15 protein-coding genes are annotated in these 13374 nt (G+C 60.0%); 6 read left to right on the top strand and 9 right to left on the bottom strand.

Annotated elements, in window-relative coordinates:
* Position 1 precedes the first annotated feature (1 nt).
* The 5 genes from IPK79_09965 to mnmA form a co-directional block, all read right to left on the bottom strand.
* Positions 2 to 289: a hypothetical protein gene (locus IPK79_09965; GenBank protein MBK8190759.1), complete on the bottom strand. Its 288-nt coding sequence runs from the start codon at positions 287 to 289 to the stop codon at positions 2 to 4.
* Between the two features lie 160 nt (positions 290 to 449).
* Positions 450 to 839 (bottom strand): hypothetical protein, encoded by a 390-nt coding sequence (locus tag IPK79_09960; GenBank protein MBK8190758.1) that lies wholly within the window; start codon positions 837 to 839, stop codon positions 450 to 452.
* 246 nt (positions 840 to 1085) lie between these two features.
* Positions 1086 to 1382: a hypothetical protein gene (locus IPK79_09955; GenBank protein MBK8190757.1), complete on the bottom strand. Its 297-nt coding sequence runs from the start codon at positions 1380 to 1382 to the stop codon at positions 1086 to 1088.
* A gap of 90 nt (positions 1383 to 1472) precedes the next feature.
* Complete coding sequence (locus tag IPK79_09950) at positions 1473 to 2195, bottom strand: lytic transglycosylase domain-containing protein (GenBank protein ID MBK8190756.1); 723 nt, start codon at positions 2193 to 2195, stop codon at positions 1473 to 1475.
* 134 nt (positions 2196 to 2329) lie between these two features.
* The gene (mnmA, locus tag IPK79_09945) at positions 2330 to 3520 is read right to left on the bottom strand and encodes a tRNA 2-thiouridine(34) synthase MnmA (protein ID MBK8190755.1); all 1191 of its coding nucleotides are present in this window, start codon (positions 3518 to 3520) and stop codon (positions 2330 to 2332) included.
* Between the two features lie 132 nt (positions 3521 to 3652).
* Between mnmA and IPK79_09940 the strand changes: the two genes are divergently transcribed.
* A complete protein-coding gene (locus IPK79_09940; GenBank protein MBK8190754.1) occupies positions 3653 to 4060 on the top strand; it encodes a hypothetical protein in 408 nt (135 codons plus the stop codon).
* Here IPK79_09940 and IPK79_09935 read toward each other — a convergent pair.
* On the bottom strand, positions 4057 to 4314 hold the full coding sequence (locus IPK79_09935; GenBank protein MBK8190753.1) for an RNA-binding S4 domain-containing protein: 258 nt from the start codon (positions 4312 to 4314) through the stop codon (positions 4057 to 4059). The genes IPK79_09940 and IPK79_09935 overlap by 4 nt on opposite strands.
* 133 nt (positions 4315 to 4447) lie before the next feature.
* Between IPK79_09935 and IPK79_09930 the strand changes: the two genes are divergently transcribed.
* Positions 4448 to 5704: a Glu/Leu/Phe/Val dehydrogenase gene (locus IPK79_09930; GenBank protein ID MBK8190752.1), complete on the top strand. Its 1257-nt coding sequence runs from the start codon at positions 4448 to 4450 to the stop codon at positions 5702 to 5704.
* A gap of 19 nt (positions 5705 to 5723) precedes the next feature.
* Here IPK79_09930 and IPK79_09925 read toward each other — a convergent pair whose 3' ends face one another.
* Positions 5724 to 6242, bottom strand: a complete 519-nt coding sequence (locus tag IPK79_09925; protein ID MBK8190751.1) for a transcriptional repressor — start codon at positions 6240 to 6242, stop codon at positions 5724 to 5726.
* 210 nt (positions 6243 to 6452) lie between these two features.
* On the opposite strand from IPK79_09925, the gene IPK79_09920 reads away from it, so the two are divergent.
* Together IPK79_09920 and IPK79_09915 are read left to right on the top strand one after the other, a co-directional pair.
* Positions 6453 to 6647, top strand: coding sequence for a twin-arginine translocase TatA/TatE family subunit (locus IPK79_09920; GenBank protein MBK8190750.1), 195 nt, complete (start codon positions 6453 to 6455; stop codon positions 6645 to 6647).
* Positions 6644 to 7807, top strand: a complete 1164-nt coding sequence (locus IPK79_09915; GenBank protein MBK8190749.1) for a glycosyltransferase — start codon at positions 6644 to 6646, stop codon at positions 7805 to 7807. The genes IPK79_09920 and IPK79_09915 overlap by 4 nt, the downstream gene beginning before the upstream one ends.
* Here the strand turns inward: IPK79_09915 and IPK79_09910 are convergent.
* Complete coding sequence (locus tag IPK79_09910) at positions 7800 to 8933, bottom strand: hypothetical protein (protein ID MBK8190748.1); 1134 nt, start codon at positions 8931 to 8933, stop codon at positions 7800 to 7802. The genes IPK79_09915 and IPK79_09910 overlap by 8 nt on opposite strands.
* Positions 8934 to 9187: 254 nt before the next feature.
* On the opposite strand from IPK79_09910, the gene IPK79_09905 reads away from it, so the two are divergent.
* Positions 9188 to 10261 (top strand): hypothetical protein, encoded by a 1074-nt coding sequence (locus IPK79_09905; GenBank protein MBK8190747.1) that lies wholly within the window; start codon positions 9188 to 9190, stop codon positions 10259 to 10261.
* Positions 10258 to 11667, top strand: a complete 1410-nt coding sequence (locus IPK79_09900; GenBank protein ID MBK8190746.1) for a hypothetical protein — start codon at positions 10258 to 10260, stop codon at positions 11665 to 11667. The genes IPK79_09905 and IPK79_09900 overlap by 4 nt, the downstream gene beginning before the upstream one ends.
* Before the next feature lie 7 nt (positions 11668 to 11674).
* Here the strand turns inward: IPK79_09900 and IPK79_09895 are convergent, their stop codons facing one another.
* Entirely contained in the window at positions 11675 to 13255 is a 1581-nt protein-coding gene (locus tag IPK79_09895) for an AMP-binding protein (GenBank protein MBK8190745.1), read from the bottom strand.
* Positions 13256 to 13374 lie beyond the last annotated feature (119 nt).

Below are 13374 nucleotides of genomic sequence, written 5' to 3'. Positions count from 1 at the left end.
GCTATGGTATGACGTTGAAGCGACTCGCAGCGCTCATACCTTGTTTTCCGTCGGGGGCCTGGAAAGTGACAAGCCTTACTTGAGTAATTTCGGAGCCTTTGGCAATAGGGAACTTTCCGGAATCCGTTACTATTGTAAAAGTGTCGTCAAACTTCATACCCGGATATAGCGTTTCAAAATCTCTTTGATTAGTGATTTCAGAATCCAATTGAACGCGTTGGCCTTCCAGACGTCCGGGATAGTTTTCCGCAGTGCCCCGAAATTTGAGGGGCTGAACAGTGGAAAGCATGTCGAGTCTCCCAATGATGAGCGATTATTAAGTTTCTTTCATAAGGCAAACGACGCGTCGCGTCAATTACATGCATAGCAAATAAAGAGGCGACGCCCGCATCCGGTTGGCCAGCCCTTAGAAAGGGGTAGAAAGTCTGAAGAGGCCGGTATTGGTCCAATCAGGCTGTCCAGGCGCTGATCATCCGCTTTGGCCCAGGCAACCGGGGTGTGATGGGTTTTAAATTTTTGTCGAGGAAAACATCAAATTTACTTGCAGGAATCATGCGAGAGAGTCTGTCGTCTGTCGTACCGCCTGCTTTGTCCCGTACCGCTTCGACGCAAAGCAGTCTGGGAGCTTCCTTCCAAAACTCATCGCCACTAAATAAAAGTCCACCTTGTTGATTATCCATCAGTGTTTTGAATATATGATAACCTTCCATCTCTGGATATTCTTCATAAAAACGGGCGCCATCGCCTGTGCGGTCGACTCTGACGTACATACCGGCCAGGGATCCGTCGTAATGTTCCGCCGTGCCGCTGAATCGGATGGGTTGAGTAGATAAGGCCATGGGAGCGCTCCTAAAAAAGGGACTACTGGAATCCCTTTTGTAAGGCAAACAAGCGTCAAGATCAATTACAAGTGTAATAAATTGTGCGCCTTACGGGCGCGCATCGAAAGGGCGTCAGGCGCAAAGGCCTGAGCGGGCCTTAAAACTGGCGGGTTAACGTTTCCATAGCCAGTGGAAACCGGCTCTCAGGGAGGCGATCGCCTGTCGTAACGATGAATTTCTGGGCCTCAAGGGGTCTGGCGACCCTTATATCACAACGTCAAACCGCTCCGCAGCGCTGAAATCAGACAATTTTCCGTCCTCAGTCTGGAATTTAACAACTCTTGGAGGGGAATACACGCCGTCTTTAACCATAAACGCAGATGGAGGACCGTCAGGATCAGCAATTATGGTGAAACTCTCATAGCCTTTCATCTGTGGATAAATTTCACCAAAATCAGCGCCCCCGCCTATCCAATCGATGGTGACGGTTCTCCCGGCTAACGATTCTGGATAGGTTCCCGCCGTACCGCCGAATCGGATGGATCGAATAGACAAAGCCATAGAAGCCGTCCTCAAGAGGAACTTTTGAATCCCTTTTATAAGGCAAAAAACCATCAAAATCAATTACAAACGTAATAAAATTAACGCGACTTACGGGCGGTTGCCCAGAGCGTCGGCGGGCGGGGCGGCGCTGGGGAATCGGGCGAAGGCGGCGTTGAATTTCATCAGGTAAGGCAGGCATTCCGGCGTGATGCCCTTGCGATCGATGGTCCCCGGCCCCTGAAAATACGCGGCGAGCGCTTTGTCGAGATTCCCCTCGTACTTGCGCAGCAAATAACTCATATAGCGCGTCAACCCCGCCGCATTGTCCGCCGGATGATACGGGTCGCGCACGCCCAGCCAGCGCGCCGTGTCCGGCTTAAGCTGCCCCAGACCGATGGCCCCGGCGCTGGAGACGGCATCGGCGCGAAACGACGATTCGATCGAGACCAGACTGGCGATAATGCGGTAATCGACCCCATACAGTTGCGCAAAGCGAAATAGCGCCCACGCGATGTAACGCGTCTGCATGGGATCCAGCGCGCGGTTGCTCTGCTGGATAAAAGCCGGCAGCTCGCCGGGCAAATCGCGCAGAATTACGGCCATGGGGGTGGGGGTGTCGAGACCGACGGGCGACGGCGCGCCGAGTCTGGCGTCGAGATCCGAGTCAAAGCCGATGCCTTCTATGATGATTTCGCTGGGCGCGTTTCCCTGGGTGAGCATCGGGTTTTGCGGCGTGGCGCTTGCGATCGACGGCGGCATCGGGCCAACGCTTGCCGCAAACAGCGTCGTGACAATAATCAGGGGAATCGCGCGATGTCGAAAAGGTCTCATAGCCTTTACTGTCTCTGTCGATGCCTTCGTCTCTGCGTCTGGAGCGGGATTTCGCAACCGTTTGCAGGCGTCTCTCTATCCGATGAGCATCCTCGCGCGGGGCGCTTGGCGGTCTCAGCGGCGCTCCCTGTATTTTAGCATCTTGACTCGATTGGCGACGAACCCAAGGGCAGCGAACACGACGACGCGGGGGCCGATGGCGCGTTCTGGGCGGATGCGTCAAACGTCGTTTGCGGCAGAAAGCGCTCGATATAGCCGCCGCCCAGCAGTTCCACGAAATCTGCGTCGTAGATGGCGCAGACCTGGCCTGCCGTCACGGCGTTCAAGGGCGTTTGCGCCTCGATGAGATAAGCGCCGGGAGTCTCGGCGGGGCAAATCCCGGCTTGCGCAGGCGGCGCGGCATAGCGGATTTTAACGGCGGCGCGAAACGACGGTTCGCGCGGCGCGTCGCCCAGCCAGCGAACATCCAGCGCCGTCAGGCGCGATGATTCCAGATGGCAGGCATCGCCTACGTAAACCGTATTGCTGGCGGCATCTACCCGCACGACGTAGACGGGACGGCTTGCGCCGCCGCCAAGCCCCTTGCGCTGCCCGACGGTAAAGGCATAGAAGCCTTCGTGACGCCCGAGCGTCCTGCCTGTATCGAGATCAACGATCGGGCCGGGCTGTTTGCCCAATGCGCCCTGGATGTAGGCCGCATGGCCGTTCATCGCAAAACAGACGTCCTGACTTTCCTTGCCGTCGGCTTCGGCAATGCCCATCTCGCGGGCCATGGCCACCACTTGCGGCTTGACGAGATCGCCGAGCGGAAACAGCGCGGTTTCCAGATCCTGAGAGCGAACGCGGGCCAGCATGTAAGTCTGATCCTTACGCGCGTCGGCAGCGCGAAACAGGCGAGGACGGCCGCCGCGTCTGTCTATGCGCGCGTAATGGCCGGTGGCCAGAAAATCCGCGCCCAGCGCCTCGCGGGCGTACGCGGCAAGCGCTTCCCACTTGACATACTGGTTGCACTCCACGCACGGATTGGGCGTCAGGCCCTCGGCATACGAGCGATTGTAATAATCCAGCACGTAGTGCGAAAACATGGCGCGTAAATCTACCGTGTCATACGGGACGCCCAGTTGTTCGCACACGCGCCCCGCCTTGATGAGAGCGTCATTGCAGCATTTTCCCGGACCGTCGAGCGTCCAGGCCGTGAATCCCACCACGTCATGACCCGCACGCGCCAGCAGACAGGCGACGACGCTACTATCGACGCCCCCGCTCATAGCGACAGCGATGCGTTTTCGGCCAGAAGGCGCGGCGTTAACGAGGACGTCGGGCATAGAAAACATGGTGCGCGCAGTTGACGCGCGCCGTTTTTAGGGCTTCCATGAAAAAACGCCAGACAAGGCGAAGATGCCCATCATAACGCGATCAACGCCTGGCCGCCATCACGCCTTAACGCAGGATTTATCATGCGCGTTACGCCCGCCCCGCCAAGGTTTGGCGGCCTCTTTAGCCAGATTACCCCTGTGACTGCGCTGGATAGCAACGGGTTGCTACCCGGAGAAGCTCCCCGTGAGCATCCGACGGATATTCTCGCCATTGGCAATCGATCGACGACGCCGGAGAGTTTTGGCGTCAACGCGCCGGTGACGATCACGGTGGATCGCGAAAACGCATCCATTAACGTTCTATCTCATGGCACGCTGTTTGAGGCGGCTCTCGAAGCTATTGTGGATTTACAGGTCGCCCGGGCGTTAGCCGCGCGCGGGGCGACGGCGCATTACGAGGGCCCGCTCACGGATTGGGCGACGAAACAGAAGAACCCTAGCCCGGAGGCGCAAGCGGCGTTGGCGGCGATGACGCCCCGGTCGTCTTAAAGCGTTTCGTCGCTGATGACCTGATACAGCGTCTCGGCCAGTTGCGCGGGAACAGCTTTTTCCGGGGCCTGTAAGACTTCCACCGTCAGGCGGCGCGCGCCCATGCGCAGCGTAATGCGTTGACCCACGCGAATTTCTGCGCCGGCTTTGGCCATGGCCCCGTTGATTTGCGCATGGCCCTTGTCGCAGAGTTCATTGGCGAGCGTGCGGCGCTTGATCAGGCGCGAAACCTTCAGAAATTTGTCGAGCCTCAAGGCGACGTTCTCCTTGCGCGTATGGGCCTCGGCCCGTTTGCAAATGCCTGTGCGCGGGCATATGATAATCACACACCGTCTGACAGCATATCAAACCCGCCGCCTTCAACGCGACTTTTGGAGCGAACTCTCGATGGAAGAATACCTGCAAAACGAGACGTTCTGCATGGCGCAGAAACAACTTGACGAAGTGGCCGAAAAAATGAACCTGGACGCAGGCATCCACGAGCGCCTGCGATACCCGCGCAAAGCGCTGATCGTGTCAGTGCCGATTAAGCTGGACAACGGCAAAACCAAGGTGTTCAGCGGCTACCGGGTGCAGCACGACCAGACCCTGGGCCCGACCAAGGGCGGGATTCGCTTCCATCACGAGGTGTCGCTGGGAGAGGTCGCCGCGCTGGCGATGTGGATGACGTGGAAATGCGCGCTGCTCAATCTGCCCTACGGCGGCGCCAAGGGCGGCGTGCAGTGTTTTCCCGAAGAAATGAGCCAGACCGAGCTGGAGCGCATCGCCCGGCGCTACACCACCGAGATTCTGGCCCTGCTGGGGCCGGAAAAAGACATTCCCGCGCCCGACATGTACACCAACGAGCAGACCATGGCGTGGATCATGGATACGTACAGCAATTTTGTCGGCTACGCCGTGCCGGGCGTCGTCACAGGCAAGCCCGTGAGCGTCGGCGGCACGCTGGGACGTACGGAAGCCACCGGACGCGGCGTCGCCTATATCGTGAAACTGGCGCTCGAAAAGGAATTTCGGGGGTTGGAAGATCCCACGGCGGCGGTGCAGGGCTTTGGCAACGTGGGCAGCGTCACGGCCAAATATCTGTATCAGCAGGGCATTAAAGTCACTGCGGTCAGCGATCTGCACGGCGCCATCCGGAATCCCGCCGGACTGGATATCCCGCGCCTGCTCAATTATGTTCGGGAAACGGGCTCTGTTAGCGGATTTGAAGGTTCAGAAGCCATCGACGGCCAACAGGTGCTGGAAGAGCCCGTCGACGTGCTGGCCCCCTGCGCCGTGGCCAGCGTGATTCACGAGCGGAATGCGGATCGCATTCAGGCCCGGCTGATTGTCGAAGGCGCCAACGGCCCGGTGACCTACGAAGCCGACCAGATTCTCAATGCCAAGGGCAAGCTGGTGATTCCCGGCATTCTGGCCAACGCGGGCGGCGTGGTGGTGTCTTATTTTGAGTGGGTGCAGGATATCCAACACCTGTTCTGGAGCGAAGAACAGGTCAATGAGAAGCTGTACTACCTTATGGGCAGAGGCTTTGAAGAAGTCTATCACCTGCACAAGGCGCGTGACGTGGATACCCGCACCGCCGCCATGATGCTCGGCGTTGGACGCGTGGCCGCCGCCAAGACGCTACGCGGCCTGTACCCCTGAATCTGGCCGGAAAATCCGGCTAGAAACTGCCAGAATCGCGCGCAGGGCGAAGCGATTCATGCTCAGAGAACGAGTCGTCGTGGGCGCTGTCCTGACAGTTGGCGAAAATCTTGAGCTGCACGTCTACCAGCGTCAGACGCTTTTCGCGCGCGATTTTGGCGGCCAGCGCAATGACTTCCGGCGATTCAAATTCGGCGGTCTTGCCGCAGTCGATGCAAATAATGTGATGATGCGGCTTTTCCGGGTCGCGAATCAGTTCGTAGTGCTTGTGATCTTCCGAAAAATCCAGTTCGCGCAGCACGCCCATCGTCACAAACAGGCGCAGCGTGCGGTATGTCGTCGCCAGACTGATATCTGAGGCCTGCTTCTTAAGCGCGCGATGCAGCTCTTCGACGCTCAAATGGTCGCCGGTCGGCTGATTCAGAAAAACGTCCAGCACCTGCTCGCGCTGTAAGGTCAGGCGAAAGCCCTGGGCGCGTAGTTCCGAGAGCAGTCGTTCACGAAAATCCAGCGGAAGCGCGGCGGCGTCGGCTGTCATGCGAGGAATCCCCATACAGGCGTTGCGTCCGGCTGCGCGCGTTTACTTGCGCCCGCCAGCGTGCTAGAACTATACCATAAATTTGACAATGCCCTGAAGCGCCTTGTCCTGCGCGTTTCGCCAGCAGTCTGCGTCAGGCTGTTCGAGAGGCGGAGCCCCTCCCGCAGACAATTGCCAGTTGACATGTGACAGATGAAAGGAGCGGAGATCATGCCTTTTAACATCGGCCCGCTTGAAATCGCCCTTCTGTTTTTGATTGTGTTGATTCTGTTTGGCCCCGGGCGCCTGCCCGACGTGTTCCGCGTCATGGGTGAAGGCGTGCGTCAGTTCAAGCGCGCGGCTCGCGATATTTCCGCCGATGACGCGCCGAAAACCGAAAGCGCCGCCAAGCCCCCTGCGGCATGACCCGCGTCGCCTTCGTCATTGACCGCCACGGCTGGGCTTTCGATTCCGACGCCCACGCCATCGCCGCGTCTATTGGGCCGGACTATACGATCGACGTGCTGTGCAGCGCCGACTATACGCCGCGCGCCGCCCTCTTCTATGAGCTGTTCTTTGTCCGTCGCTACGACATCATCCACTTTTGGTGGTCGGTCGACGCGCAAGAGGCCTTGAGCGAAACCACGCTGCGCTACCTCCAAGCGCGCGGGGTCTCGTTAAACGCGTGGATCGAGCGCTTCTCGCGGCAAATCGTCAGCGCGTCGATTTACACCAATCGCTATCTGACGCCTGACAATCAGATTCGCTTTGCCGCCGTTTTCAGCGCAGTCAACGCCTATGCGGTCGGCAACCAGATTCTCTACGCCCAATACGAAGCCATTCCCTGGGCGCCGCTCCCCGCCATTCTGGGAGAAGGCGTAGATCTGGCGCTTTTCGCCGGTCCCGAGCCGACGCCGCGCCAGCCCTCAGAGCCCCTCGTTGTCGGTTGGGCGGGCAACAGCCAGTTTAATCCCGGCGAAGACCACAAGGGGATTCACACGATTATCCGCCCGGCGGTGGCCCAGTTGCAGGCGGAAGGCGTTCCCATCGTCCTGAAAACCGCCGACCAGCAGGATCGGCTGATTCCGCACGAGGAAATGCCTGCCTTTTACCGCCAGTTGCATGTGTACATCTGCGCGTCGGCGTACGAAGGCGCGCCGTTACCGGTTCTGGAGTCGATGGCCAGCGGACTGGCCGTGGTTTCTACCCGCGTCGGCCTGGTCCCGGAGGCGTTCGGTCCGCGCCAGCAGGACTTTATTTTGCCGCAGCGTTCGGCCCAAGCGCTGGCCGACGCCCTGCGCACGCTGGCAACTGACGATGCAACGCGTCTGGCGCTGGCGCAGGAAAACCTGCAAAGCGTTCAGGCCTGGTCGTGGCCGGAAAAAAGCCGCCTCTGGCGGGATTTTCTGGATGCCCTGATAAAGGACAACAGCGAATCGCTACGTCGTCGCAAGGCCTACACGCTGATGGCGCACTATAACCGGCTGATTCACTGGGATGGGCGCGCAGCCCTGCGCTACGTCAAAACCGCGTGGGACATCTTCGCCGTAAAAGCGCGTCGGCGCTCGCAAAAATTCTTTAAATAGCCCCGACGTTCAAATGCGACAGACGGGGCATGACCACATCGCCGCCATTATTGGCGCGATTCGACAGCCACAGCGGCGTGGCGTTGACTTGTCCCGGAAGGATCGCCGCCAGACGGGGCGCCCGTTTACGAATAAAGCCATACAGGCCATTGGCAAGGCTCAGACCCGCCAGCATCCCGATAAGCGCGCCAAACAGCGGATTCGCGGCGCGAATGAGCTGATAGCCATACTTCTGCGAATCGGTCAGGCGGTTGGCCAGTTCGCGCACGCGGCGCATCACGCGCTGCCGCGCCTGCCAGTCAACGTCGAACGGATGCTGCGCCAGTTTTTCAGAAACGCCCTGACTCAGGCGCGCAAAGTATCCTTCCAGCGCCGGATCATTCAACGGGGCTTGAATTTTGCCCAACTCCTGCGAGAGCTTCATCCGATGACTTTGCGCCGTCAGCGGCTCTGCGCTCAAAAATCCGCGGGAATGCTCCAGCAAAGGCAGGCTGTTGTCGATATGACCGCCCATTTCTTTGAGCCCGGCGCGCAGCGTGGGATTCTCGCGCGCCAGATCGTCGCCCAAGGCGTGTAAAGCGGCGTCGGAATCCTGCGCAAAGAAGCTGCGCACGCTGGGGTCTCGCAGCAAGGGCAGCAGCTTGCCCGTCTCGCGGTCGGCAGACGTCATGGTGTAGCGAAGGCCTGTCATCGCGCCCAAATAGCCCAGCGACATGGAGCCTGCGACCGTCAGCGCGCTTTTCAGCTTGCTGTTGTCGTTGGCGCCCTGCCCCATTTTCCAGGCCAGCGTGCCGAGCGCAATTAGCGGCAAGACGCCGCTGGTATACGTCATCAGCCCATAAATCAGCCCGGCTTCGCCCAGGAGTCTGGCCCACAGGGTCGGGTCGCCTGCGGGGCGGGCGCGCTCCTGTCCCTCGATGTAAAGCAGCGCGGAGCCGGCGGCGGCGGCAAGCGGAATCTGTTCTGTCGCCAGCCTGAATTCCTGACCTTCTCTTAAAATCTGGCTGGGGGCCTCAAAAAAACGGTGCAGGACGTTACTGGCGCGATCCGCCGCGCGGCCCATGCCGCCGCCCGCCACGTGAGAGGCGCTGTTGACGCTTGCCGGTTTAATACGCTGAATCGCCACAAACCCAGACCTTTTTCGGCGCATGCGAGCTATTGCTCCCCCAACCAAAACAGGCGCACCGGAAAAATTGCTTTGCCTTGTCATCACGGCGTCATACCCGCGCGCGACGATCGCGATTGCTCCCGATTCGCGCGTAATAAACCCGCAATCAATACGCAATTGAGGAGCGCCCTCCGTCTTAATAGCAGTGACGGAGATAGCGCCGATCCCCTCGTTTGCGCCCTCCAGACGTCAGGAAAGGCCAGCTTCGGCTTTTGACTGTGCTACAGCCTCTCGATCCATCCACGCGATCCGCTCCCCGCGCCCGCTTTTCGCAGGCGCCGATTGCCGCAGGCCGACGCTTACGCGCCGCGCAAGGCGTTTTTAACTGGCTGGAGCGCAGCGGCCTGGGCAAGAGCGACTGGCGCAAAGGCAATCTGTCGCTTCAGGATTTCGCCAGCCGCACGAGCCTGCTCTTCTCGTGGTATGTGCCGCAGACGATTATTTCCATTCGGCATAAAACCCACCCGTGGGAGAACTTTGGCCGTAACCTGACGGTGTTTCTGGTGACGTTGGGGGTTCTCAGCTACACCAAAAGCGATCGGTTCAGCCTGAACACCCTGCTGTTTGATCGCTTCATGAAACCCGCGCGGCTGGGCGGCGATTATTTTGAACTCTTAAAAGCCGCCGGCATTGATTTCTGGGAAAAAGACCGCAAGCGCCCGTTCTGGACCAAGCTGGATGATAATCAAATCGCAAAACTGGACGATTTCATCCAGAAAATCGCTCCCGGCGCGAGCGCCGAAGGCCTGTTACCCTGGGAACAGCGCGTGCTGGGCAAGTTTTCGGACGCCGACAAGCTGCGCCTGCATACGATGGGCAAAAAATTCCTGAATCGTCTGAATGGCATGCGCCTCGCCTCCACCGGCATTATTATCGTCGCCATGGCCTTGCTCGTCGGACAACTGGCGATGGAATTCGTCTTCCGCACCTTCGCGCGTCTGGATAAAGACTTTGATCCGCAGGAATTCAAGCAACGCCATCTGGATTTAAAGCGGCCAGCCGCTGCGACGTCATCGCTTGAGCCAAGCCGCGTTCTGTCCCTTCCGGCGCCGCTTATGACGCCCGTTTCTGCGTCTTCCGGGCCGCGTCCCGTTTCAGCAAGGCCTGTCATGGCGGCTTCTGCGCCTCAGCCGGCGACGGCGCCATGGGCGTATGGGCCGATGCCGACTTATGGGGGCGGCGCCTATGGTCAAGCGCCGCAAACGGTCTGGAGCTGGCCGCCGCCGTCTGCGCCTTCGATCAACTCGTTTGCGCCCCCGGCGATGCCGCGAGGGCCTCAGCCATGACGTATCTGTCCAGCCAGCTGGTTCAGGCCACGCTGATGCACGCGGGCAACCTGGGCTACGTGTTTCGCGACGCCTACCGCGACGAGACGACCGTTCCCGATTCGCGCTACGCCGAGTATCAATTCCGGCATTTCTTCGGGTCGATGGTGTCGCCCTTTGTCTTTGACGGGGCCTTTCGGGCTGTCGATTCCTTCTACACGATGCCCTTGATGGCGCATACCCTCAAGCTCGATGACGCGCTGGGCATTGACAGCCTCGAAGCCGTTCCGGCCTTGCGCAGGCGCTTTATCAACGTCGGCGTGCAGGCAGACCATTACCCGATGGTGGCGCGCATGTTCGAAGCCGTCGATGCGCCGAATCTGCCCGCCCACGTGCGCGAAAAAGCCGCGCCATTAGCCCGCCATCTGAAAAAAACCCTGTTCTACGAGCATTACCTCACTGATAGCGGCTTGCTGCCGCAGGCAGAAGAACGCGCCGTCAAGTCGATTCTGCGCACGCACGACATCGCCCGCAAGTTCGTCGCTTCGTTGGAAAACGTCAAGAACGAAGCCCCGTTGCGAGAAGGCCTGAGCGCACTGGCGCGCGATGGCAGTCTGGCAAGCAAAGCCGCGCGCGATCTGGTTAAAGGCGCGCTGGAGACCTTCCATTTCCGGCTGAATGTCGACTGCAAGGCGCTGGAATCCGCGCCAAGTCTGTCGCATTTTCTGGAGGGGCTGGTGGCCCAAGGGCGGCTCAAGGCGCATCATGTAGCCGAGATTCAGCAGGCGGCGACCATGGCGCATAAGGCCGTCTTACATCCCGACGCCTCGCGCGATGCGCTGGAAACCCATGAACTGGCCAGACTGGCGCAGGATCCTGAGCGTCAGAAGCTGGCCCCGTTTGTAAAAGAAGGATTTGAAAGCCGCAGAGTCCTGCGCACCCTGCAACGGATTCACCGCACGGCTTTCTGGCCCAAGATGGCGGCAAGCGCCGCCACGTTTTTCGTCATCGTCGGCTGGCTGCTGCTCAATTATGACGCCCAGAAAGTCCAGCCGTGGCAGAAGCGACTTATCGCCGAAGGCATTAATCCGGCGCCGGTCGTCCGCGCGCCGTCGTATTTGAGCATCATTCCCGGCATTGCGACCTTTGCGGCGCTCCAGTCGGATCGCATCGCCGACAAGCTGGGTCTGGCAAAGTGCGCGACATTTCTGGATCGTCGTCTCGGCTACGCCGGTCGCTTCGCCTTTGCCGCCGCCGCCGGTCTTTCGGCTGTCATTGCCAGCGGCAGCGCGATGATTAGCCGCAACCTGAGCAAGGCCCGCGCCGCCCGGCCCGCGCCAACGTCGCTGTCCCCGTCAGCGGCGGCGCATGCGCTGCGTAATCCGTTTTTTGCGACGTTTCGCCAGACAAGCGCCCAAGGCTTCTAGGTCGGGCTTAAGGCTCGGCTAAGTCGCGCAGGGCGCGGCGCAAGAGCTTGCCGGTCGGCCCCTTGGGAATTTCCGCCAAAAACCGGACGGATTTGGGACACTTGAAGTCCGCCAGCCGCTCGCGGCACCAGGCAATAACCGCCGCCTCGTCCAGAGTCGCGCCGTCGCGCAGAACGACGTAACTCCGCACGTCCTCTCCATAGAGGGCGTCCGGCACGCCGATGGTCGCGGCATCGGCAATGGCCGGATGCTGGTAGAGGCATTCATCCACCTCGCGCGGATAAATGTTCTCCCCGCCGCGAATAATCATGTCTTTGACGCGATCCAGAATATAGAAAAATCCGTCGGCGTCGCGCATGCCGATATCGCCGCTGTGAAACCAGCCGCCGCGAAAAGCGTCCTCGGTAGCGTCGGGGCGCTTGAAATAGCCCCGCATCACGTTATCGCCGCGAATCACGATCTCGCCGCTCTGGTGAGGGCCCAGCGGCTGATCGTCTTCGCCCCAGATGGCCACCTCGTCGCCCGCCGCCAGCCCAATGGAGCCTATCTTGCGCCGGGAGGCGTCGCGCGGGTTAAACGTGGCGTAACACGTGGTTTCTGAGAGGCCATAGCCTTCAAAAACCGGAAAATCAAAGGTCGCCTCAAACTGCCGATGCGTTTCCACGGCCAGCGGCGCAGCGCCACAAATGGCGAATTGCAGCGTCGGCGCCGGCGTCTGCGGACGTCCGCGACTGGTGAGAATGGACAGAATCGACGGCACCGCGCTGAACAGCGTGACCCCATACGTCGTCACCCAGGGCCAGAACTGAGAGGCGCTGAATTTTCGGCACAGGACGACGCTTGCCCCGCACGCCAGCGGCGTCATCAGCGTGACGACTTCGCCATTGACGTGAAATAGCGGCAGAACGCACATAAAACGGCTGTTTTCATCGAGCGAGAACCACTGAAAGATAGTCGTCGCATTGGCGATTAAATTCCCATGCGTCAGCAGCACGCCCTTGGGCTTGCCGGTCGTGCCGGAGGTGTAAATAATCATCGCCTCGTCGTCGGCGCTGAGGGGGCCTTGCGCCGCGAATCCGTCACGCTGGCCGCGCGTCGTCAGCGTCAGCGGTTCGATGTCGTGACGGGGCCACGGAAACGCCGCCTGCGGCGCGCTCTCCGTCGCCGCGTCGATCGCCGGATCCGGAATGACGACCAGACGCCGCAGGTGCGGGAGCTGCTCGGCGATGCGCGCCAGCTCCGGCAAAAATTCCCGCGTGGTGACCAGAATGCCGGCCTCGCAATGGTCGACGATAAACTGAATTTCCGGCGCCTTCAACAGCGTATTAATCGGCGCGGCGACGGCCCCGATCGCCATCGCCCCCCAGTAAAACAGGCAGAACTCGGGAATGTTCGGCAGCAGCAGCGCGACTTTTTCGCCGCGCACGACGCCCCACTCGCTCAGCAGACGCGACACCCCGGCGCAGCCATCGGCCAGTTGCGCGTAAGAGAGCGTCTGCTCACGCTCGGGAAAAATCAGAAACGGCGCCTCGCCGCGCGCGCGCGCCTGTCGTTGCAGTAAATCGCGAATCGTCTCGCCCGCCGTCATGCCGTAGAATCCCCCGTCAAGGTCTGGGTCGTTGCGCGCCCCGCGTGAGAGCCCGCGCTAGATATTGTATTCCCGTTTCAGGACATTGTCAGACGCTTCACAAGGCTGAGAAGATGGCG

This window comes from Vampirovibrionales bacterium, assembly GCA_016712355.1.
In the GTDB taxonomy this organism is placed as follows: domain Bacteria; phylum Cyanobacteriota; class Vampirovibrionia; order Vampirovibrionales; family Vampirovibrionaceae; genus JADJRF01.
This window is presented reverse-complemented; position numbering and strand designations above follow the sequence as displayed.